Raw genomic sequence first — 22,548 nt, 5'->3', positions numbered from 1 at the left:
ATGACGCTTTTAGAACTCGTGTTGTGGCTAAGTATCGCATTCGTAAGCTATCAATTTTGGCGAATAAGAGAAATCTCGGAAAAGACCAATACGTATTTAAGACAATACTGTGACAAACACCAGCTTCAGCTGTTAAGCGTCGCGAGGGTCAAAACACGAATTTCATTAAAGTACGGAAAACCAGATTGGAATAGTGTTTTTATGTTCGAGTTTTCCAGCAACGGAGAAGACAGATACAGTGGAGAAGTAGAATTGGTAGGAAGTCGAATTATGCGAACTGATTTGCCGCCGCATCGTGTTTAATGCAGGCCATTTTGCGTTCATATGTTTGAATCGGACATATCGAGTAGGGTGAGGCTTGCGCCTCATCCCTCTCACAGAACCGTACGTACGGGCCTCGTATACGGCTCCTGCATACTTCATATCACTTGCTAAGATAGATCCTATCAAACACAATGCTGATAGTCGGCTTGGTTTTACCCTCCACACCATTACTGGCTTTCATCGGCCTAGCCTTACTCACTACTACGGGTTCTATCTGGTAACCACGTTATGCCACCTCACACTCGCAACATTCTTGGATCACTCCTTGAACGATACGTCCAACCATTTGATTGGATCCAATGCCAGGCTTCCCCAGTTACTGTGCTGGTAACCACGTTATGGCTCCCTGTTAGAAATCCCACCCTCAAACACAAAACAGGACTGACTGAGTATCGGGCTTCACGCTATTTTGCACGCTTACCCTCCTGTCTTGCCGAATCAGGTTCACTTGCGTTGTGTACCTCTAACTTCCTATGGCTTCCTTCAGACCCTATCGTTGGCCAATAGCGCCCTTGCCATTCGGATTATCTTCCCCTCAGTCTGGGTGATTCAGGTTTCTTCCAACCTGACGGGTTTGCCAGCTTCGCTGGGCAAACAAAAAAGCCCCAACTCACGTTGGGGCTTTTCAATAGATTAACTTGGTTTCAATAGAATGTTACTTTACGCCTTGAAACCAGACGTTCAAATTAAACGTTTTGAACTGCTACATCTGGTGTAAACTTAGGCGCAACTGCCATGTCTTCTGACGGTGGAGCGAAGTCCGTAAGGTTAATACCCTCAACCGCTGCTTTGTACTCATCCATAGTTGGGAAACGACCTAGCACAGCAGAAAGTACTACTAGTGGCGTAGAGCCTAGTAGCGACTCACCTTTCTTCTCTTCAGAGTCAGCAACAACCCGACCTTGGAACAAGCGCGTAGAAGTAGCAATAACCGTATCACCAGGCTCTGCTTTTTCTTGGTTACCCATACATAAGTTACATCCTGGACGCTCTAGGTACATAATGTTGTCGTACTTAGTACGTGCAGACTCTTTAGGCTTAGCGTCGTCGAATTCGAAACCAGCATACTTAGCTAGGATTTCCCAGTCGCCCTCTGCTTTTAGCTCATCAACAATGTTGTACGTTGGTGGAGCAACAACAAGCGGTACATTAAACGACACACTGCCGTTTTGCTTTTCTAGGTTGCGAAGCATTTGCGCAATGATCTGCATGTCACCTTTGTGAACCATACAAGAACCAACAAACGCCAAATCTACAGCCTTACCGTCATAGTAAGAAACTGGGCGGATAACGTCATGGGTATAACGCTTAGACACGTCATCATTGTTTACGTCTGGGTCGGCAATCATTGGCTCTGCGATCTGGTCTAGATCAACAACCACTTCCGCGTAGTATTTCGCGTTATCGTCTGGTGCAAGTGCTGGCTCTTCACCAGACTTGATTTCAGCAATACGCTTATCCGCAAGGTCGATAAGACCTTGAAGCATATTCGCGTCGTTGTCCATGCCTTTGTCGATCATTATCTTGATGCGCGTTTTAGCAAGCTCAAGTGATGCAATCATGGTCTCATCGTTTGAAATACAGATTGATGCTTTCGCTTTCATCTCTGCAGTCCAGTCGGTAAACGTGAATGCTTGGTCGGCAAGCAAAGTACCAATTTGTACTTCGATAACACGGCCTTGGAACACGTTCTCACCGCCAAATTGCTTAAGCATTTGCGCTTGTGTTGCGTGTACCACATCACGGAAGTCCATGTGGCTCTTCATTTCGCCTTTAAAAGTTACTTTTACAGACTCTGGAATTGGCATTGCCGCTTCGCCTGTAGCAAGTGCTACCGCTACCGTTCCCGAGTCGGCACCAAAGGCTACCCCTTTAGACATACGAGTGTGCGAGTCACCACCGATGATGATGGCTCTGTCGTCTACAGTGATATCGTTAAGTACTTTGTGAATAACGTCTGTCATTGCGTGGTAAACGCCTTTAGGGTCACGAGCCGTGATAACGCCAAAGTTGTTCATGAAAGACATGAGTTTAGGAATGTTCGCTTGAGCTTTCTTATCCCATACCGATGCTGTGTGACAGCCCGATTGATATGCACCATCAACGAGTGGAGAAATGGTTGATGCCGCCATAGATTCTAGCTCTTGGCATGTCATCGGTCCGGTTGTATCTTGTGAACCTACAATATTTACCTTAACACGCACATCTGAACCAGCGTGAAGTGGTGTTTCTGATTTAACACCTACTGCATTGCGGTTAAAGATTTTTTCTACTGCTGTTAGGCCTTGCCCCTCATTAGACACTTCTTTAGACGGTGCATAAACTTGAGGGACATCTATACCTAAGGTTTTTGCAGCAAACGTTTGTAACTGCTTACCGAAAGTTACCGCGTAAGAACCACCCGCTTTCATGAATTCCATTTTTTGCGGCGTAAAGGCACCAGATACGTCAGCGACTTCCTCATCGCCTTTGAATAGCTTTTTAGCTTTAGTATCGATAGTCAATACAGTGCCTGTAGCCACTGAATAGGCTTCTTCAAGAACTGGGTCGCCATTGGCATCGCGAACCACTTCGCCGTTTTCATCAGTTTTCTTCACCCAATTTTTAAGGTCAAGACCGATACCGCCGGTTACATCTACCGTGGTTAAGAAGATAGGTGCAATACCGTTAGTACCCGCAACAACAGGTGCTTTGTTTACAAACGGAATGTAAGGGCTTGCTGGCTCGCCGGCCCACAGAGCTACGTTGTTCACACCAGACATACGTGAAGAACCTACGCCCATGGTACCTTTTTCAGCCACCAGCATCACTTTTGCGTCTGGGTGTTTTTTACCAAGTTCAACAATGTCTTGCTGTGCTTCAGGCGTGATCATGCACTTGCCGTGAAGTTCGCGGTCTGCACGAGAATGAGCTTGGTTGCCCGGAGAAAGCAAGTCGGTAGAAATATCACCTTCTGCAGCAACATAAGTCACTACATTAATTTTTTCTGGTACATCAGGCAATTTAGTGAAGAACTCTGCTTTTGCATAGCTCTCTAGAATTTCTTTGGCTATTGCGTTGCCTGCTTTATAAGACGCTTCTAAACGCTCAGTATCTGCTTCGTACAAGTAAACTTGTGTTTTCACAACTTCAGCAGCAGGTTTTGCTACTGCGTCATCATCAGAAAGCGCTAGGTCTAGCAATGCTTCAACAGAGGGGCCACCCTTCATGTGAGAAAGTAGTTCTAAAGCAAACTCAGGCGTGATCTCTTCAACGCTCTCTTCACCAAGCACAACCTCTTTCAAGAATTTTGCTTTAACTACCGCTGCACTGGTTGTGCCTGGCAGTGTGTTATAGATAAAGAATTTAAGAGAATCTTCACGATGCTCATTACCTGTATCTTTAATTTGAGCAATGATTTCTGATAGTAAATCAGCGCTATCGATGGGCTTAGGGTTTAAACCTAGTTCCGTTTTACGGGTCTCGATCTCTGCCAGATATTCTGAATACAAACTCATAGGGTTCTCTCGGTCATAGTTTTACGTGGGCGTAGTGTTAAGTCGGTCTTAGCTATACGCATATAAAATTGGGATGTATTTTAACTGATTTTTGCTCGTTACGTAATCTCTGTAAGAAAAGAGTGAAAGTGGTCATATTCTCACCAGTGTAGATAGCTGAAGTGAATAATAGCCATGCTTATTCTTGCCAAGAAAAAATTAAAGCAAATATTTTCAAACACTTAAAAATAAAACCTTAACGTTATTTTTGCGGCTCTAACAACGCTTTACCGTCAGTTAAATAAGTAATGGTGTTATATTTATGTCAGACATTTCCTATGGTTATGGTTGTACCAGTTCAAATTACAGACAAAAATAAGGACTTCATCTCAATGTTAAAGTTCAAATACTTCACATTTTTGTAGGAGATATTCTAATAAGTTTGGCTTGTTCTCCATCGGTTAACAGCAATATGTCGCCGTTAAGATCGATAGCCACATCTCTTAATCGTGTTTTGACTTTATCTGATAGCAATTGCTCAGTCATCTTTATCCCATCATTACTAATAACAAACGCACGCTGAGCTTTAAGCGCCGTTACAATAAATTTTTCGTTGAGTTGGGGGAATGCATTGCCTTGGTAAACCGCCATAGATGAAGGTGCAATAGATGGTGTCCAGTTTAAAAGCGGGTCTTCCATACCTGTATAGGTATTAAACGGAGATATTAGCGCGCCTGAATAATCTACGCCCAGCGTGACCACTGGCCAACCATAGTTTTTCCCTCTGCTTAACCGGTTTATCTCATCACCGCCGTCCGGACCATGTTCATTAAGATAAATAACGCCCTTTTCTGTTTTTACCAGCCCTTGGGGGTTGCGATGCCCCAAGCTAAAAATGAATGGGTGTTCGGGAAAAGGAGGGTTATCAAGGGGAGAGCCATTAATTGTAAAACCCAGTACTTTGCCCATATGGGAGTTCATTCGTTGCGCATCTTCACGGTAGTCAAACCCATCGCCAGACGTTACCAAGTAAGTATCATTTCCCAAACTGAGTAACTTTGCACCATAGTGAACAGGTGTGTCCTTTGCTTTGTTCACTTCAAATACAGGCTTGAGATCGGTGATGCCGTTTTCGGGAGAATAAAGGCCGGACAAGACTACCAGTTTATTGTTGTCATCAACCCCTTTAGAGTAAGACAGAAGTAATCTTGAGGTAACATCAAAAGCGTTTGTGGGAATAACGTCTAACCATCCCCCCTGCCCCTTTGTATACAACTCGGGAAATGTGATAGAAAAACGCTTTTGCTCATTCGATTTATTGATGAGAACTAATTCTCCATCTCGCTGAGCAATGAGTATGTTACCGTCTGGCATTACCTCAATTGACTTTGGGAATGCCAGATTTTCAACAACTACACCGATCGTATATTCATCATCTGACAGAAACGTTTCCAGCGTCTTTGCATTGATAGACGCGCTTATTAACACCATGAGACTTGCAAGGAGTAACGGTTTCAACGGTTTAAATACTTTCATTTCTACTCTCGTGTATTGTTTCTTTAGCAACACTATCATGCTATACCAGATTTACACGCCCTATGAATCAACCTTTTTGCGGTAATCTATGCGAGCTTTTTTACAACTTTGTTTTTTGCGCTTTTTTCCTGCTTGGTTTTTAGCTTTTATTCTTGCTAGTGTTTTTCATTCTCACTTCGTGCTTTTTGAGTTGGTTGCGCTCAATATCGATATCCCAATAACCAAGTGGGCATATATGGTTTTTGCTGATATGCGTGGTTTAGCCCTTACTTATGGAATGATTATCGCGGTTGCGCTGGCTATCAGCTTTTTCATTGCTCATCTCCTATTAAACTGGCTCAAAAAAACAGACAACTCCAGTGCTGGGCAAAGTAAGAGTAATGCGATTACCATATTGATGTTTGGTGTCGCCGGCGCCGTTGGTTTTTTCGTCATGCTAGTGGCTATGCAACCAATATTAAACGTCACTCTCATTGCAGGAGCTAGAACATGGATGGGCATAATAGCTCAGTGTTTTGCGGGCTTCGTATCTGGAATCTGCTTTGCCAAGCTGAGCTAAGTAGTAGTGATAGATCATTACTAATTACATTATCAAAATTTATACTCATTTATAAGCCAACAAACATGTAAATAAAAAGTTAACTTTGCTAATGTTAGGGTAATAAAAATACATGCCCTCATAGGAAAAGCAATATGATAACTTATCCAGAAAACGTAACCTGCTTAGCAGATTACATTGAAAGTGTATTAACGAAGTTTGCTGATAGACCTGCCTACACGGCATTAGGGCAAACTCTCACATTTGCTGACATCGATAAAAAATCAGCAGCGCTAGCTCGTTATCTTGTCCACGATGCGAAGCTTAAGCCCGGTTCTCGTGTGGCTATTCAACTTCCTAACCTTATTCAAAACCCTATTGCAGTTTACGCGGCACTGCGTGCGGGCCTTGTCGTTGTAAATACAAACCCGCTTTACACCGAACGTGAAATGAAACATCAATTCACTGACAGTGGTGCTACCGCTTTAATCATCCTTAGCGATTTACTGCCTAAGTTCGATGCGATAAAAAGTGATACTGAGATAACAACGGTCATAGCAACGTCGGCCACAGAGTTGCTCGATCCATCCAGTGCTCCCGCTATTGAAGGTACGATTTCACTTACCGATGCTGTCGAAAAAGGCACTACGCTTCCTGAGTTTGAACGCAAAAAAATAGAGCAAAACGACTTGGCCATGCTGCAATACACAGGCGGCACAACCGGTGTAAGCAAAGGCGCAGCATTGAGCCACAACAATGTGTTAGCCAACTGCATTCAAATGCTCGACCGCATTGGCCAACAATTTAAAGACGGTGAAGAAGTAGTTGTATGTCCGCTACCTCTTTACCATATTTATGCATTTACCGTTTGTATGATGGCGCTGTTCTCAAAGGGCAGTCAAATTGTGCTTATTCCCAACCCTCGTGATATAGACGGGTTTATTCAAACACTTAAACCTCATGCAATTACCGCCTTTGCTGGCATCAATACCCTATTCGTTGGTTTAGGACGTCACCCTGAATTCGCCAAACTCGACTTTTCCAAATTGCATTTAACCATGTCTGGCGGAACAGCACTTACGCAAGCGGCTGTTTCAATATGGAAAGGCGTTACAGGAAACACTATTACCGAAGGCTATGGGATTTCTGAAACCGCTCCCGTTGTCTCTTTCAATATTCCTGGGAAAGAGGAAATAGGTACCGTGGGCATGGCGCTAGAGGATACCGAGGTGGCCCTACTAGACAGTTATGATAAACCCGTTGCTGATGGCGAGTCTGGACAAATAGCGGTAAGAGGGCCCCAGGTCATGTTGGGCTACTGGCAAAGAGACGATGAAACAGCGAAAGTGATGACCAGCGACGGCTTTTTCAAAACCGGAGACATTGGCGTTCGCACAGAGTCTGGTGCTATCAAAATTGTTGACCGATTGAAAGACATGATTATTGTGTCTGGTTTTAATGTATACCCTAATGAAATTGAGGACATTCTTACCTCACACCCCGATGTAATGGAAGCGGCAGTAGTGGGCAAACCTGACGATAAGACAGGGGAAAGAGTATGCGCGTTCATTACGGTGAGTAATGAGGTTAACGTAGACGACGTCACCGCTTTCTGTAAGGAGCAGTTGACTAATTACAAAGTGCCCAAGTCTATTGAAATACTAGAAGAATTGCCTAAGTCCACCGTGGGCAAAATACTTCGCAGGGAGCTTAGGGACAAGTAGAAACTTAGCTTATTGAGCGGCGAATTAGTGGCAAAAAAATGAGCCGCCCTCCATTAGGGCGGTCTATTTTAAGCTTCTTTGTGTTGTAACCTTTTGTCGCTCTTTTGTTGCTCCCTATCCTCTGGGCAATAGTCCGCTCTTTCTAATGCAGCAACTAAAGAATAAGATGTTAAAGGTTGATGCTTAACGGGTTTATATCTATAAGTATTATATAGCTTATTAAACTGATCACATTGTATGTTGTCCGCCTCATTCTCATTTACTAGTTCCGACGAAGTTAGATCGCAAAAACATAAGATCGAGGAACTTGTCCCATCACTTATTATTGTCTATGCCTCTCCACTGTTTTTTGAAAATGATGATTGGTTTTTAGAGTTACGAGAGATCTCTCCCAACATTGTGGGTTGCAGTACCGCTGGTGAAATTAGTTCAGACCAAGTGCATGCAGACAGCATTGTGATTTTAACAATAAAGTTAGAGTACGGCAGCGATATAGCCATTCATACCTCGACATTAGCTAACATGCAGGCCTCTTTCGATACCGGCATGGCACTAAGTCAAAAAGTTAACCCCCAAGGTCTCAAAGGCGTTTATACACTAGCGCCTGGTCTTGCTGTAAATGGTTCAGCAGTGATTAACGGGTTAACCAGTTTATTGCCTTCACATGTAAAATTAAGTGGCGGGCTTGCTGGTGATAACGCTTCGTTCGGCAAAACCTTTGTCATCAGTCCAGAGGGAATTAGTGAAAATACCGTAGTGGCAGTGTGTTTTTACGGAGAAAACTTAACCTTTGGATATGGCGCATACGGCGGATGGCGCTCTTTCGGACCGTCAAGAAGTGTTACCAAAGCAAATGAAAACCTACTTTTTCAATTAGACGATGTACCGGCTCTTACTATTTATAAAGATTACCTCGGTGATTACGCTTCCGACTTGCCTGCAAATGGGCTGCTGTTTCCACTCGAAGTAGTTGGAAAAGACCAGAAGGGGACCGGACTTATTCGAACCATTTTGGGTATTGATGAAGACACCAACAGTTTGACTCTAGCCGGTGATGTGGTTGAGTCAGAATACGTTAGGCTGATGCACGCTTCTACTGATGATCTTATTGATGGAGCACAACTCGCGGTTGCCAATGCACTCTCTACCGCTGAGTCCACGTATTCCTCACCAGTAGTGAATAAGGCGCATCACAGCCTTGCTCTAGTAACCAGCTGCGTTGGAAGAAAGCTCGTTATGGGCGATAGAATTGAAGAAGAGCTAGAGTGTATTAAGGAACAGCTGCCACAAAATACGAATATCGCAGGCTTTTATTCCTATGGCGAAATATGTCCGTTCGACAATAAGTCTCAGAGCAAGCTATATAATCAAACCCTATCGATGACGTTAATTCAGGAAATCGCCCCTTGAACTCATTGCTTGCAAGGCAAATTAAGAAGGCATTTGGCTTAAAAAGTATTGAAGGGCTTGATGAATGGCTCTCTGCACTTGCTAATTCAGAAGCAAAGGAATTAAATGCCAAAGCGCTTCAAGAGGGCTTGGTTAATCTGTTAAAGCGTATCGAAGAAACGTATGAATTTCACGAACGAGATCTAACGCTTCGTGAAAGAAGCTTGCAAATTAGCTCTAAAGAGCTGCTTGCTGCGAATGAGAAGATAAGAAATAAATTAGCCGTACAGCAACAAGTTGTCGACACTCTTCGCTCTTCAGTTAACCTCTTGCTGGTTGACCAAAACAAGCCCCCCATAAAGGATGATTTAGCCAATATTTCTGCTCTTTCAGAAATGATGCTAGAACTCATCAACGAGCAAAAAACGGTTGAAAGGCAAGTCCAGCAAGCATTGGATGAAGCCGAGAGTGCAAACAGAGCAAAAAGCGAATTTTTAGCCACGATTAGTCATGAAATACGCACTCCAATGAATGCTGTGATTGGACTTACTCACCTCGCTCTTGATGCTGAAGACACTGACACAAAGCAAATGTACCTTGAAAAGGTGAAAAATAACGCGGCGTCTTTGCTTAGCCTTATCAATAATATTTTAGATTTGTCCAAGGTAGAGGCAGGTAAATTCGAAGTGGCCAACGAGACCTTTACCCTCGCAGGTACCATTGAAAAACTGGCGTATGTTTTTCAAACAAAGGCGAGCGAAAAACAAATTCAGTTGCTGTTTGATATTCAAATCGACCCCGCAATGAACTACCAAGGCGACTGCGAAAAAATCTATCAGGTATTACTCAATTTACTTAGCAATGCCCTCAAGTTTACTGCGTCAGGCACAATTGTGCTCACCCTTTCACAGCGACTCGACAAGGTTTTCTTTTGTGTGAGTGACACGGGCATGGGTATTAGCGAGGGCAATAAGGCCAAGCTTTTTGATGCCTTCGTGCAAGCTGATAATTCAATATCCCGCAAGTTTGGTGGCACCGGCCTGGGATTAACTATCTGCAAGAGCCTTGTTGAGCACATGGGTGGGCAATTAAAAGTAGACAGCGAGGAAGGAAAAGGAAGCGACTTCTATTTCTCTTTACCCATTTGCTGTAAACAAGAACTTAAGCAAACTGACTCACCCTCTACTGGTATTGCTAAAAAAATACTTTGCATCAAAAGCAGTGAAACGGTATCGAAGGGATGTGTTGTATTGCAAAGGACATTAAAGCGCTTAAGCATAGAGTGTGAGATTGTAGATCGCAATATTGAATTATTTCCAGAGGATGCAGAAGCGTCAGTTATTTTTCTACCCGATGATGATGAAGTGTGGCAACGTTTTATTAATCAATTGCGTTTAGGCGATTTTGAACACTTAAACCTGCGTTGTGTTGTCAGTCCTCGTTCAAAGCTGAGCGTCACACAAAAATTAAAAAATGCCAACATCGCAAACATCAGTGTTATCGAGCTTCCATTTACTGACAGCGATTTGATAACGGCACTGTCTCCAACCAAAATAAACAAAGATATTCAGCTTCATGATGGCTTAGAAAGCATCGAATGGCGTAGGAAACGCCTCTCTGGCAAACACGTTCTCGTGGTCGATGATGACGCAATAAGTGTTGAAATAAGCCAGCAAATATTGCGTAACGTTGGCATGGTAGTTTCCACCGCGTCTTCAGGTAATGAATCTTTAGCCTTGTGCGACGAACAACACTTTGATGCAATTCTTTTAGACTACCATCTTTCAGATATGTCGGGTCAAGAAGTAGCCCACGCGCTATCGCAAAAAGACCGATGGGCCACGCCCATTATTGCGCTGAGCGCAGATGAATCTTCTACTGCAGAAAAAAAAGCGCTAGCCGCTGGAATGTGTCAGTTTTTGCTTAAGCCTGCTGTTGCCGATGACATCATTCATGCCATCGACAAGCACATTCACTCTGGCTACACAGAAATTAAGCAACCGCCTAGCGACAGCCCATTTCTTGTTGCGCTAAGACAGTTTTACGACACTTACAAACATGCATCAATTGTGTCGAAGCTTTTGAGCATTTCGGCTATTAGTGAAAGCACATTATCAAAAGACCACGAATTAATTAGGCATATGTTGGAGGATTCGCAGAGTATTGGCGCGCTATCTCTTCATCAATTTTTGCTGGAAATAACAGACAAAAGCTTTAGCTCAAAAGATGAGTTAATTGACGCTATTGCAAAACTTTCGCAATGTCTGGATATCACGTTACGGCTCATTGCACATACATTAGAAAGTACTAACATGACTGAACAGTTGATAGAAGCTGACAAACAACCTCTTATAGAGAGTATCACTACACTCAAATCTTTATTAGAGACATTTGATGCACAGGCAATCAATCTTATCGAAGAAGTACGTCGCAATAATAGCGAGAATGAGTATGTGGATTATATAGACAGAATAGGGCAGTTTTGTGCTGTTTATGATTTTGAACGGGCTTATGAGCAAGCTGACAAACTATTGGAAGCACTAAGCAATGAACAGTGAATTACAAAGCCAGCGTAAACGATTTAGCGTGCTCATTGTAGATGATGAGCCAGCAAACATTGATTTGCTGCGCGGAATTTTAAGCCCGTATTACGACATCAAGGTAGCACCCTCTGGTATTGTTGCGCTGAAAATTGTTGAAAAGTTTACGCCCGATCTTATTTTGCTAGACGTAATGATGCCTGAGATGGATGGATTTGAAGTATGTCGCAGACTGAAATCAAATAAACATTATGCCAATATTCCCGTTATTTTCGTCACCGCTTTGGTGCAAGGCGCAGATGAAGAAAAGGGGTTTGCGCTCGGTGCCATTGATTACATTACCAAGCCTGTGTCGCCAAGCATCACATTGGCTAGAGTTAAAACCCATATTTCGCTTGCCCACCAGATGCGAACAACAGAGATGCTAGTTGAACAAAGAACAGCAGATTTACAAGCTAGCCAACAGAGCGCCATAACGATGCTTGCTGCGGCTGGACATTACAACGACAATGACACTGGGCACCATATATGGCGAATGGCTGCATACAGCAAGTGTCTTGCTTTAGCAAGTGGTTGGAGCTATGAAGACGCCAATCTACTTACACAGGCTGCCCCCATGCACGATACTGGCAAAATTGGCATACCCGATAGCATATTAAAGGCACCTAGAAAACTCACTGATGAGGAAATGGACATCATGCAAAGTCATGCATCCATTGGCTATAACATACTGTGTCAAAGTAAAACGCCCCTATTCGAACTTGCCGCTGAGATTGCTCTTAATCATCATGAAAAGTGGGACGGAACGGGCTACCCTAAAGGACTAAGGGGGGAAGCGATACCCGAAAGCGCAAGAATAGTAGCCATCGCCGATGTATTTGATGCGTTAACGATGAAGCGACCATACAAAAACGCATGGAGTGATAACGACGCATTTCAGTATATTGCCGAGGGAGCACATCAGCACTTTGACCCAAGATTAGTCGAAATTTTCTTAGGTATAAAAGAGCAGTTATTAGAAACAAAGCGCTATTGGAATGATTTAGAGAAGCAAGGCATTGTTCCATCACTTACAGCGTTTACCCCGACAATGTGAATAGCGTTTAGCAAACAAAAAGCCACACTAAAAAGTGTGGCTTTAAACGTTTCCAAAACTTAAATACTTCTACCCACACTTATGCAGACTTTCAAAACTCAAAGTTAGCTAGCACCAAGTTCAGCCGCAATAGCTTCAGCCTGACGCTTTTCGCCTTGTACAAACTGCTTCCATTGCTGCGCCATAGCGCGACTCTTTTGGTGTTTTTCAGCCTCTGCAAGCTGGTTAAGCGCAAGTGCGTACTGTTTTTTATTAAACAGCGCCATGCCTTTAACGAGGTACACTAAACCAGGATTTCTTAAATCGCCTTTTTCTAACGCTCTATCGACAGCGGCAATAGCATCGTCCCAACGCTCTTCGTTCAAAAGAATTTGAGCAAGTTGTGCATCAAGCTCACCATCATCAGCAAGGTTTGCCGCCTGCATCATGACAGGTATAGCTTTTTCTTGCTCTTTTGCTAACGACCAACTTTGACCTAAGAACTTGAGGTTACGAAGGTTCTTTTCCAACACACCTTCGTTCATCGCTTGCTCCATCAGCTTGGCCCCTTTGTAAGGCGCACGATGGTAGTAGTAAAGCTGCGCAAGATTAAAGATATCTGCCGACGATTCTATGAAGCCTCGTTGGTAGGCGGTTTCCATCATGGCTAGCTGCTTTCGCTCTTCGCCAAGTTCGCCGTACATGCCTGCTAATTGAATCCAATACTTTGGCTCGTCAAATAGCTTAACCATTTTTACCAGCACATCTTTTACCTTTTCAGGCTGCTTTAGCTCATAAAATACGGCCCGCTGAAGAATTAGCCAGCCCTCATCGGGCAGCATGCCTTCAGCTTCATGGTCGGCTATCGCCTGTGAAATCCAATCTGCAGCTAACTCATACTGCTGACTTTGGTAATAAGCCTGTGCTTTAATCACCTTATTTTTAGGTGGTATTGGGCCCGTATTCAACGACTCCCAGCGCTCAAGATACTTAATAGTCTCATCAAAATTACCCTGCATAAGGTTAAGCTGGGCAAGACTGAAAAGTGTCGTCATCTCAAACTTTTCTGGGATTGGTTGTTGCTCAACGACTTTAGCGAATGACTCAAGCGCTTTGTCGTAGTCTTCATCGTTGTAGTAGATGAAACCATAAAAGTTATACATCATGGCCTTTTCATAGGCGTTCATTGAATAACTTTTTTCCTCAACCTCTCCTAATATAGCAAGAGCCTCTTCCACATCACCAGACTCATCCGCTGCAGCCTGCGCGCGCGCCAGCTGCTCGTACACTTTGCCTCTTAGCGTTGGAACACGACGCGTTTTTTTCTCACTAGCCTTCTGCTCTTGAGCTACTGCTTCGGTTGCCAGTAGTAAACCTGGAATAGAAACAGTCGCTGAGGCGATAGTAAACGCGATAGCGCTAAACAATTTATTCGTCTGTTTTCTCATCTTGTTCTACTACCCGTCAATTTGGAACGTAATACGGTTTTGAATACCGGACACTTCTGTAGGCTCACCATTGACGACTCGCGGCTTGTATTTAAACTTCATTGCCGCATCTATTGCCGCTTGCTCGAACAACCCTTCTGGATTGGCTTCGATTACGATTGGGTCGCGCACCGCTCCCTGTTTCGTAACGGTGAACTCAACAATCACAAATCCTTCGATACCGCGCTGAAGTGCACGTCTTGGGTAAACCGGCGCAACCTTAACGATTGGCAAGTATTCCCCATCCCCAGATTCAAGGGCTAAGCCGCCATCTAGTGATATTTCGTCGCCTACTTCAGCACCAAAATCCATCGACGTACCTTCTGCATCAGGCGAAGGCGAATCCATTTGAGGCTGCTCCATTTGCGGTGGCGGCTGTTCCGGCTTAGGTGGCTTCTTAGGCTTGCGGTCTTTTTTCTCAACCTGTTCATCTTGCTTAACCCTTACAAAGTCAAGCACGCTTCCCTGAGGCGGCTCCGTTAGGGCGCTGCCACCCATCTTGATCAATGACTGCATCAAGAAGAACAGGCCTAACGTGATCGCAAGGGAAATAACAAATGCGATTATATATCGTGGCATGATTTATTGCTCTTGGGCTGCAATCGAGACATCAAATACACCTGCCGCACGCGAGGCGTCCATCACCTTGATCAAGGTTTCTGTTGTCGACTTTTTATCGGCCTGAATAACAACAGTTCCCTGCGGATTTTCCGCATGTAAACGCTCGATGTTGGCCTGCACAGCACGCACATCTATACGACGCTTGTTAATCCAAATTTCACCCTTATCAGAAATAGCGATGAGGATGTTCGCGCGATCTTTCTTAACCGCAGTCGCTGCTTCTGGGCGATTTACATCAATACCTGCTTCTTTAACAAAAGACGCAGTAACGATGAAAAAGATCAGCATGATAAATACAACGTCCAGCATGGGCGTCATGTCGATGGCTGCTTCTTCTTCATCGACCAAATTTTGAAAGTGCTGCTTCATAATAAATACCTTACCTTAATGCGCTGGCGCATTAACGTTGAATAATCAATGCATCCTCAAGATGCGTGCGTTCAGATTTCACCATACGATTTAACCAAGTAGCAGCGAAGACACCAGATAGTGCCCCAACCATTCCTGCCATTGTAGGAATAGTTGCCTTCGATACGCCCGAGGCCATAGAACGGGCATTACCCGAACCAGAGATAGCCATAACGTCGAACACTTCTATCATACCGGTTACTGTACCCATCAAACCCAACAGCGGACATAGCGCTACAAGTGCTTGGATAATTGGAATACTGCCATTTAGCCGTATAGTTAATTGCGAAATTGTTTTCTGACGTATTTGCTCAGCAACCCAAGATGAACGGTCGTTGCGCGCTTTCCACATTGCGACCGCATCTTTCTTTGCTTGCTTGTGCCAAACCAACAGATACATTGCACGCTCGAGGATCAAAAGCCACATAACGAATATCAGCAGACCGATGACCAGGAGAACCTGGCCACCTGTTTCTGTGAAATCGCGAATTGCTTCTAGAAACTCGATCATAATTAGCCTCGCTCAGAACGCTCTGCGATAACGCCAGATGCTTGTTCTTGAAGAATGTACACGATGTTTTTAGAACGTGTATTAAGCATGGCGTAAAGCAGCGTCATAGGAATTGCCACAACCAAACCAAGTACAGTTGTTACAAGCGCTGTTGAAATACCACCAGCCATAAGTTTCGGGTCACCTGTACCAAACAAGGTGATTGCTTGGAAGGTATTAATCATACCGGTTACCGTACCAAGTAGACCCATAAGCGGCGCCACTACTGAGATAATCTTGATAATAGTAAGGTTACGACCTAGCTTAGGTACTTCACCTAGAATTGCTTCAGTAAGGTGTAGCTCTAGCGCTTCTACGTCAGCATTCGGGTGCTCGTCACGAACTTTCAACACGCGACCAAGAGGGTTATTAGTATTAACTTCTTTGCTCTTAAGCTGTTTGTTCACTTTCATACGCGTTAGCGTAAGGGTTACTAGACGCTCAAGTGCAAGTAATAAGCCGAACGCACCAACGATAAGGATGATATATCCAACTACACCGCCCTGCTCAACACGCTCTTTCATATTAGGCGCTTGAACAAGAAGACCAAGAATAGAACCACCCGTTGGGTCGATACCAAACTGCACTAACTCGCCGCTTGACGCTTGAAGTTCTGCCGCTGAGTCGTTGTAACGATCAGCTGGCTGACGAATGAGTTCAGATACTGTGCCAGTAACACCGTTGTAATCTAGGTATTTACCGTCTGATACAAGGGCAAATGGACCTACACGAACCACAGGTTTATTCACTTTCTCACCACCAGCTTCTACAACGTCAGTTGTGAAGGTAGTGACTTTGCCAGATTCCGTCATTTCACGCTGCATTTCGAACCATACGCGCTCAATTTCTTCAATTGATGCTAGCTTCGAGCTTGAGCCCATGTCTTGAGCCATTTGGTCTAAAAATTCAGAACGACCAGGAATCTGCGCTGAAATAACCGAGTTATAGAATTTATTCTTTGTATCACCAGCAACTTGCTGTAATACACCAAACAGCTCTTTTAGTGAACCTAAGCGAGTATCTAATGCGCCATTAAGGTCGGCTAGTTTAAACTCGTTTTCTTCAAATTGCGTTTCAAGCTGCTCAGATTGAGCAAGCATTTGGTCGCGCTGCTCACGAGTCTCGCGAAGAATGCGGTCTTGCTCTGCGCGCTGCGCTTGGAAGTCGCGCTCACGCTGTTTGTTTTGCTGTGACTGTGCGAACTGACCTTCTTCTAACTGTTTAAGAAGTGCGTCTAAGTCCATAGCGCGGTCGTTTTGTGCCAAGGCACCTGCGCTGATGCTAAGGGCTACTAGACCAACAGCGATACGTTTTACTGTGTTAAACATTCTCATCAACCTCTTAGTCTGTAATTGCTACTGGCAGCATTAGCAAGTCTGGAGCAAGTTGCTTCTTCGCCATGCGCAGACCTTTTGTAATTTGTGTGCGGTAGCCGCTATCAAGCTCTTCCCACTGGCGAGTTTGTTTGTTCCAAACTCCCTGGCGGCTTGCATCACGCGTTTGATAAATTAGCGCAGTACGACCAAGGCGCAAAAACTCTACGTCGCGCTCTTGACCATCGATAGAATGGATACCGCTGTAAGCTTCCATAGTGCGGCCGTAATCCATCTCAACTTGGAATGCTTCCATTACGCGGCGGAATTTTTCAGAAGCAGCAACATCAGCTCTATCCATCATGGCACGTAAATCAGCTACGCGGTTAGCGCGCTCTTCTGGAAGAAATGGCATGTCTAGTTCAATGAACTGAGCTAAGCCGTCAATCATACGCATCATCAATGGTGTAATTTGACGCTCAACAACCGATACTTCATCGATAGCAGAGTTTAGATCCGCCATTTCTTGCTCTTGACTATTGATTTGCTTACGAAGCTGAGTGTTATAAACCTCAAGACCTTCGATTTCTTTCATCAATGTTTTGAACTGTTGAAGTTTGCTGTCAATTTGATCGGTAATGCCGTTGATCTTTTCCTGCGATTTCGCCGCAGACTCGTTTATTTTCGCTGCCTCATCGACAACGGGTTTTAAGACTTCATCGTCTTGTGCAAGCACTGGTGCGGCAGTAAGCACACCTGCAACAAGCAAGGCGTTGATAAGCTTCATACATTCAAACCTTTCAAATTAAAAGAAATCGGTAATTTCCGACTGTAAAAATCAGCCGGTAGGATAGGAGTTTTCCGTGACAGTTTTATTACAAAAGAATTTAAGTGCAATATCGAGTAGGGTGAGGCTTGCGCCTCATCCCTCTCACAGAACCGTACGTACGGGCCTCGTATACGGCTCCTGCATACTTCATATCACTTGCTAACGCCCTTGCCATTCGGATTATCTTCCCCTCAGTCAGGGTGATTCAGGTTTCTTTCAACCTGACGGGTTTGCCAGCTTCGCTGGGCAAACAAAAAAGGGAAAGTCATAAGACTTTCCCTTTTTCAGAATTTTGAGCATCCCTCTCCGCGGTCCCTTGCGATAAAAATCTTCCCGATCAGAATCCGTCTTCGCCCCTTTCCATCTTTTCTCACAATACCTTTTGTGAGCCACAAATCCCTTCGTGGGTCCCTTTCCTTTGTTCCCTCTAAACTGCAAATCCATTCTGCAGCGTTCCCCATTCCTAGGGCTGTCCTTGTCGGACTCCGCCGACATCCTTTCCATCAATCCTTATAAGCTACACATCCTGCTGTAGCGAGTGTCATCCCTGATACTTTCCTGATAAATTCCCTAATTTTACCTATCCCTGTCCGCTTGTCCTTTTCAAATACAAACAATAATCAATTGCTTGCCCACGTCCAACTGTGGTCCTTCTCTCTGCGTATATCCCTAAGTCCCTTACATCCTGTAAAAGCATCCTTCGCTTTTTCCATTTCCTTTTTCTTACTGCCCTGCAAGAATCTTATCCTTAAGTTGTCCTAGGTCATCCGTGTAAATCATCCTGACTCATCGTGTTTCCTTGTGACGAGATAAATAATATAGGCTTTGCATATTACTGCTATATGAAATTACAAAGTTTTAAGAAGTGATCGTTTGCTACTTTTGTATAAAAACAAAAAAATTATTATAAATCATTTGCTTTAGACTTTAGTCTAAAAAATTACTTCATAAAAAAAGGAGTAATGCTCACAAATTTTGTAGGAGATATCTTACATTCGTTTGAGCGATTATTGAGATAGGTGGATGCATACCAACCGCGAATACGGCTATTTAGAATCGCTTTTCTGTGTTGGTCGGAATAACTTATGTAGCTAGCGGTTTAGGACTCATTTAACAAGCTTTGGTATTATTTCTGAATCGGTTACACAACAGTTTCTGCCGTTGGCTTTAGCGGTATATAAGTGACTATCAGCTCTCTTGAGTGCTGATTTAAACTGTTCATTCTTTTCCACTTTAGTGTAACCAATACTCACAGTGACTGAGTATCCCTCTCTTAGAAATGAAAAGTCTTGTAAAGAAATGACATCTTGTATTCTTCCGGCTAATTGTTGCATACCAACCTTATCTGCGCCGTGAACAATGACTACAAACTCCTCTCCACCAAGCCTTCCAAGTGTTTCGTCTTTGCGAAGAGAGTTATTCACAGCTTGCGCTACAGATTTAAGTACCTTATCACCCGCGTCATGACCATAATTATCATTTACCGATTTAAAGTTATCGAGGTCCAACATCATCACACCCATATCGTAACCCAAGCGTCTAGAGCGTCTTAATTCCTCTTCTGATTTATTAAGCAGGGCAGATCTATTCGCAACTCCAGTCAAGCTATCTGTATAAGCAAGCTTCTCAAGCTTTAAATTGGCTTTTTTTAGTTCTTCCGTACGCTGTTCAACTAATATCTCGAGTTCTTGAGTACTTCGTTGGAGTGACTTACCGACGATGTTAATCTCATCTTTTAGCTCATCTATTTCATCGTTACTGGATTTGGAATTGGTGAACGCAAGAGGTGTAAAATTATCCTCTGCGGAATAGGACACCAGCCATCGATGAATGGCATCTATCCGGCTAATAATTAAACGATGAAACAGAATTAGTAGAATTCCGGATACCAAAAAGGTTTTGATTATCTGAGTAGTCAGTATTACGAAAAAGCTTTGCTTTATGTGATCATATAAATAGTTGGCATCTGATTGAATTTCTACCGTTCCCACCGGCATCGCTAAATTTGCAAAGACAAAAACGATAGGAAATTGACGACTTGCAACCGCAGCTGATGATGTCCGCTCGCCAGCCTCTATAATTTTAACCCCGTCTTGTTCTTTTATACTTACAGAAACATATCCAATCGCATCATAAGATAACATCCCGTCGATAATACTTTGTGCAGCTTCATTATTTATTTCAAAAACATTTCTTGCTAGTGCTTCGCTGTGAACGGTTTCTAATTCAGAAAGAAATTTTGAAAGCGCTTCTTTTTCATCTAGATAAGAAAGCAGCAGTTGAACGACGGTTAAGATAGATGTAATCACACACGTAATTAACAATATTTTTTTCAGTAGAGCAAACGACAGCCTACTATTAAAAAAGTTTCTTCCCGTCATTTATTGCAGTCCTTGCTTATTATTGCTGTCTATTGCTAACGCTGTACTTTTTATGAGCGTTACGAAAAATGTTATGTAAGTTGTTTAAAGTATGCCATGAGTTTGAATATTTCAATATGCGTATTGATGGAGGCACAACTCACCATCAACTAAAGCCACGTTCTACTTTGCTAATGCGAATTAACAATTTATTGTGGTCTCACTATAAAGTTCATTCCTGAGAGAACGTATGGCAACTCACTTCATTTTCACAAGAAAACAGCGCTCTTCCGCGCTACTGCTTGTTTTTAATGCTGGCGTGGCGCTTGTTTTATACGAAGCAGCACATCGATATCTTCCAATTTTAACAACCGATAACACTGCACTAAATGAACTTTTTGATGTGCTAGATATCGCCATTTGGTTTATTGAAGCTACTTTGCTTGGGTTGGCATTATGGTTTTGGTATGAAAATAAAGAGATTAGAGTTTGTGTGTCATCCACTAAACTGTCCTACTTCGACCCTACCTTCAGTGATATCAGTTGGCAGGTCAACATTGATGACATTATGGAGTTAAAGCAAATCAGTGACACAAGGCAAAATATTGCTAATTTCATTGAGTTGAAAAGTGGAGAGAAGAAGCAACTTATGTATCACAATTATCACGGCTTTAATCGACACGCTTTTTTCGAAGCACTTGCAGCAGCTAATCCAAGTATCATTCTTCCAGATAATCCAAATCGTTACAAAACACAAAGACCCGCATGGGCAAAACGAATCAGGAAAAAGTTTGGAAGAGATGAGTAACATTTAGCGCGGCAAACTGCCGCCAGTACCACGACAGGGTATCTTCGACAACGAGTACTGACCTTTGCGCCATTGAGTAACCACTTCATCCTTGTGGGCAGAATAGTTCAAAAAGCTGGGCTCGCATATCGGTTTTTACCCCCAGCCCTATGTATAAAACAAAAAGGCGTTACATCTAAATGAAATAAGGAGTACTAGCGCGGAACACTATTTGCCTCTGAACATGACCGCCCCATTGACGTGCGATAGAGACAAGTTGCCGACAACGCGGTATTTGTCGTCGCCGAAAAATGATTTGTGCTTCTCAACTGTTACAAACACCGCGGTTCCTTCACTCTTTTCATCATCCTCAACCACACTGTCGATGGCACCGAGCAATATGTGGCCTAAGCCATGCTCTTGGTAATCTGGATGGACAGCGATAAAGCTGAGCATATGAAAGTTCTTCGCCGGTACAAGTGTTCTTACCTTCTCTTCTTTTTCAAGCATTTGCTTGGTACCAAAGAGCCCAGCTGTTAGAAGCATGCGTAAACGCCAGTGCCAGTATCGCCCAGCTCCGAAAGCTGCATCGGGAGCAGTAAGACACGCCACAGCAATTAGGCGTTCTTGCTGAAATAAACCGATCATGGGTTGCTCAGCAACCCAGAACGCATTAATTTCTTCGCGTATAGCTGAGCGCAGCCTGCTTTCATAGCCTTCTTTTTCTGCTTGGAAGATATCTATAAACAGCGGGTCGTCAACATAGGCATTGTAAAGAATAGACGCCGCCACTTTTAAATCGTCAACTGAAAGGTAAATTGCTTTGACACTTTCAGTTGAAGGTACTAAAGCAACATCGTTCGATTCGATTTCCATAAGCAGGCCTCCATTTAGGCTAATTTAAGCAGGCTAATTTAAGAATCAGTCTGGAATATCATTATTATTCTACGACGTGAAAAGAATTATAAACCGCGGTCAAAAGCGCAAATGAATAACCCCTTCCGATAAATCTTTAACGACATTTACTAAATTATTACGCTGACCGACTGAATAATGATTAGCCTACGCGAAAACCAGCCAACTGTTAACCTTTTATTAACAAGTATACCCTATCTATGCTAGTTATCCGTGACGACTAACGCATTAAACTGTAAGCGCTGTCGCCCCACCCAACCAAATCACCATTTTTGAATACCAAAGGCGTGCATTCATCTTTCGTTGTGACGCCATCACCCATTGTTTTTTGCGTGCGATAATAAAGCACTCGATATGTACCATCTGCCTTTTCAAAAAGTTCATTGAAATCAGCTACTCCCATTTTTCTGAGAACTGACTCATAACCCACACCTGTTTCTAAATTTGCAATGTGTTTACGATTATTAAACTCTCTGTCTTCCCAATCACTACCATAGTGACTGTCTGATCCTCCCCCTACCGACACCACACAGCCAGAAAGCAAAAGAGAGGATGCAACTGCAACAGATAAAATGAGTGTTTTCATGTATATTCCTTAATTATTATTAGCATTTTTCCATCAGTTCGCCCAAGATCAACGATTGGGTGTATAAGTTATTTGTGACGAGTGAACGAT

Annotated in this window: 18 protein-coding genes; 7 read left to right on the top strand and 11 right to left on the bottom strand. The window is 43.4% G+C overall.

The genetic code is table 11. The features are described 5' to 3' along the window. Entirely contained in the window at positions 1-303 is a 303-nt protein-coding gene (locus BM528_RS04465; protein ID WP_071978847.1) for a DUF3301 domain-containing protein, read from the top strand. 707 nt (positions 304-1,010) lie between these two features. On the opposite strand, the gene BM528_RS04450 is transcribed toward BM528_RS04465, so the two are convergent. Then, positions 1,011-3,821 carry a bifunctional aconitate hydratase 2/2-methylisocitrate dehydratase gene (locus tag BM528_RS04450; protein ID WP_071978846.1) on the bottom strand — a complete coding sequence of 937 codons (2,811 nt, stop codon included), beginning with the start codon at positions 3,819-3,821 and terminating at the stop codon, positions 1,011-1,013. 390 nt (positions 3,822-4,211) lie between these two features. After that, positions 4,212-5,336, bottom strand: a complete 1,125-nt coding sequence (locus BM528_RS04445) for a PQQ-dependent sugar dehydrogenase (protein ID WP_071978845.1) — start codon at positions 5,334-5,336, stop codon at positions 4,212-4,214. Between the two features lie 235 nt (positions 5,337-5,571). Between BM528_RS04445 and BM528_RS04440 the strand changes: the two genes are divergently transcribed. The 5 genes from BM528_RS04440 to BM528_RS04420 all read left to right on the top strand — a co-directional run bounded on the left by BM528_RS04440 (position 5,572) and on the right by BM528_RS04420 (position 12,623). Then, on the top strand, positions 5,572-5,895 hold the full coding sequence (locus BM528_RS04440) for a hypothetical protein (RefSeq protein ID WP_156844030.1): 324 nt from the start codon (positions 5,572-5,574) through the stop codon (positions 5,893-5,895). Between the two features lie 134 nt (positions 5,896-6,029). Continuing rightward, entirely contained in the window at positions 6,030-7,598 is a 1,569-nt protein-coding gene (locus tag BM528_RS04435; protein ID WP_071978843.1) for an AMP-binding protein, read from the top strand. A gap of 237 nt (positions 7,599-7,835) precedes the next feature. Beyond that, a complete protein-coding gene (locus BM528_RS04430) occupies positions 7,836-9,008 on the top strand; it encodes an FIST signal transduction protein (protein ID WP_071978842.1) in 1,173 nt (390 codons plus the stop codon). After that, positions 9,005-11,545 (top strand): hybrid sensor histidine kinase/response regulator, encoded by a 2,541-nt coding sequence (locus BM528_RS04425; protein WP_071978841.1) that lies wholly within the window; start codon positions 9,005-9,007, stop codon positions 11,543-11,545. Before BM528_RS04430 ends, BM528_RS04425 begins: the two co-directional genes overlap by 4 nt. Then, the gene (locus BM528_RS04420) at positions 11,535-12,623 is read left to right on the top strand and encodes a response regulator (RefSeq protein WP_071978840.1); all 1,089 of its coding nucleotides are present in this window, start codon (positions 11,535-11,537) and stop codon (positions 12,621-12,623) included. The genes BM528_RS04425 and BM528_RS04420 overlap by 11 nt, the downstream gene beginning before the upstream one ends. 104 nt (positions 12,624-12,727) lie before the next feature. On the opposite strand, the gene BM528_RS04415 is transcribed toward BM528_RS04420, so the two are convergent. The 7 genes from BM528_RS04415 to BM528_RS04380 form a co-directional block, all read right to left on the bottom strand. Then, the gene (locus BM528_RS04415) at positions 12,728-14,050 is read right to left on the bottom strand and encodes a tetratricopeptide repeat protein (protein ID WP_071978839.1); all 1,323 of its coding nucleotides are present in this window, start codon (positions 14,048-14,050) and stop codon (positions 12,728-12,730) included. A gap of 9 nt (positions 14,051-14,059) precedes the next feature. Next, entirely contained in the window at positions 14,060-14,668 is a 609-nt protein-coding gene (locus BM528_RS04410) for an energy transducer TonB (RefSeq protein WP_071978838.1), read from the bottom strand. 3 nt (positions 14,669-14,671) lie between these two features. Beyond that, positions 14,672-15,079 (bottom strand): ExbD/TolR family protein, encoded by a 408-nt coding sequence (locus BM528_RS04405; protein WP_071978837.1) that lies wholly within the window; start codon positions 15,077-15,079, stop codon positions 14,672-14,674. Between the two features lie 31 nt (positions 15,080-15,110). Further along, positions 15,111-15,629: a MotA/TolQ/ExbB proton channel family protein gene (locus BM528_RS04400; protein ID WP_071978836.1), complete on the bottom strand. Its 519-nt coding sequence runs from the start codon at positions 15,627-15,629 to the stop codon at positions 15,111-15,113. A gap of 2 nt (positions 15,630-15,631) precedes the next feature. Next, positions 15,632-16,996 (bottom strand): MotA/TolQ/ExbB proton channel family protein, encoded by a 1,365-nt coding sequence (locus tag BM528_RS04395; RefSeq protein WP_071978835.1) that lies wholly within the window; start codon positions 16,994-16,996, stop codon positions 15,632-15,634. A 13-nt stretch (positions 16,997-17,009) separates the two neighbouring features. Beyond that, a complete protein-coding gene (locus tag BM528_RS04390) occupies positions 17,010-17,768 on the bottom strand; it encodes a DUF3450 domain-containing protein (protein WP_071978834.1) in 759 nt (252 codons plus the stop codon). Positions 17,769-18,916: 1,148 nt separating this feature from the next. Continuing rightward, positions 18,917-20,191 carry a sensor domain-containing diguanylate cyclase gene (locus BM528_RS04380; RefSeq protein WP_083595201.1) on the bottom strand — a complete coding sequence of 425 codons (1,275 nt, stop codon included), beginning with the start codon at positions 20,189-20,191 and terminating at the stop codon, positions 18,917-18,919. Positions 20,192-20,420: 229 nt separating this feature from the next. Between BM528_RS04380 and BM528_RS04375 the strand changes: the two genes are divergently transcribed. Next, positions 20,421-20,978: a hypothetical protein gene (locus BM528_RS04375; protein ID WP_071978832.1), complete on the top strand. Its 558-nt coding sequence runs from the start codon at positions 20,421-20,423 to the stop codon at positions 20,976-20,978. 207 nt (positions 20,979-21,185) lie between these two features. Here the strand turns inward: BM528_RS04375 and BM528_RS04370 are convergent, their stop codons facing one another. Further along, positions 21,186-21,833: a GNAT family N-acetyltransferase gene (locus tag BM528_RS04370; RefSeq protein WP_071978831.1), complete on the bottom strand. Its 648-nt coding sequence runs from the start codon at positions 21,831-21,833 to the stop codon at positions 21,186-21,188. A 259-nt stretch (positions 21,834-22,092) separates the two neighbouring features. Then, on the bottom strand, positions 22,093-22,458 hold the full coding sequence (locus BM528_RS04365) for a DUF3192 domain-containing protein (protein WP_071978830.1): 366 nt from the start codon (positions 22,456-22,458) through the stop codon (positions 22,093-22,095). Positions 22,459-22,548: the final 90 nt, after the last annotated feature.

The sequence above is a fragment of the Alteromonas sp. RW2A1 genome, from assembly GCF_001886475.1.
In the GTDB taxonomy this organism is placed as follows: domain Bacteria; phylum Pseudomonadota; class Gammaproteobacteria; order Enterobacterales; family Alteromonadaceae; genus Alteromonas; species Alteromonas hispanica.
This window is presented reverse-complemented; position numbering and strand designations above follow the sequence as displayed.

Coding starts and splice junctions, on each gene's coding strand:
- BM528_RS04380 (WP_083595201.1), bottom strand. CDS start 20,191: ATGACGGGAAGAAACTTTTTTAATAGTAGGCTGTCGTTTGCTCTACTG.
- BM528_RS04430 (WP_071978842.1), top strand. CDS start 7,836: ATGTTGTCCGCCTCATTCTCATTTACTAGTTCCGACGAAGTTAGATCG.
- BM528_RS04415 (WP_071978839.1), bottom strand. CDS start 14,050: ATGAGAAAACAGACGAATAAATTGTTTAGCGCTATCGCGTTTACTATC.
- BM528_RS04445 (WP_071978845.1), bottom strand. CDS start 5,336: ATGAAAGTATTTAAACCGTTGAAACCGTTACTCCTTGCAAGTCTCATG.
- BM528_RS04410 (WP_071978838.1), bottom strand. CDS start 14,668: ATGCCACGATATATAATCGCATTTGTTATTTCCCTTGCGATCACGTTA.
- BM528_RS04370 (WP_071978831.1), bottom strand. CDS start 21,833: ATGGAAATCGAATCGAACGATGTTGCTTTAGTACCTTCAACTGAAAGT.
- BM528_RS04375 (WP_071978832.1), top strand. CDS start 20,421: ATGGCAACTCACTTCATTTTCACAAGAAAACAGCGCTCTTCCGCGCTA.
- BM528_RS04435 (WP_071978843.1), top strand. CDS start 6,030: ATGATAACTTATCCAGAAAACGTAACCTGCTTAGCAGATTACATTGAA.
- BM528_RS04405 (WP_071978837.1), bottom strand. CDS start 15,079: ATGAAGCAGCACTTTCAAAATTTGGTCGATGAAGAAGAAGCAGCCATC.
- BM528_RS04465 (WP_071978847.1), top strand. CDS start 1: ATGACGCTTTTAGAACTCGTGTTGTGGCTAAGTATCGCATTCGTAAGC.
- BM528_RS04450 (WP_071978846.1), bottom strand. CDS start 3,821: ATGAGTTTGTATTCAGAATATCTGGCAGAGATCGAGACCCGTAAAACG.
- BM528_RS04440 (WP_156844030.1), top strand. CDS start 5,572: ATGGTTTTTGCTGATATGCGTGGTTTAGCCCTTACTTATGGAATGATT.
- BM528_RS04400 (WP_071978836.1), bottom strand. CDS start 15,629: ATGATCGAGTTTCTAGAAGCAATTCGCGATTTCACAGAAACAGGTGGC.
- BM528_RS04395 (WP_071978835.1), bottom strand. CDS start 16,996: ATGTTTAACACAGTAAAACGTATCGCTGTTGGTCTAGTAGCCCTTAGC.
- BM528_RS04365 (WP_071978830.1), bottom strand. CDS start 22,458: ATGAAAACACTCATTTTATCTGTTGCAGTTGCATCCTCTCTTTTGCTT.
- BM528_RS04420 (WP_071978840.1), top strand. CDS start 11,535: ATGAACAGTGAATTACAAAGCCAGCGTAAACGATTTAGCGTGCTCATT.
- BM528_RS04390 (WP_071978834.1), bottom strand. CDS start 17,768: ATGAAGCTTATCAACGCCTTGCTTGTTGCAGGTGTGCTTACTGCCGCA.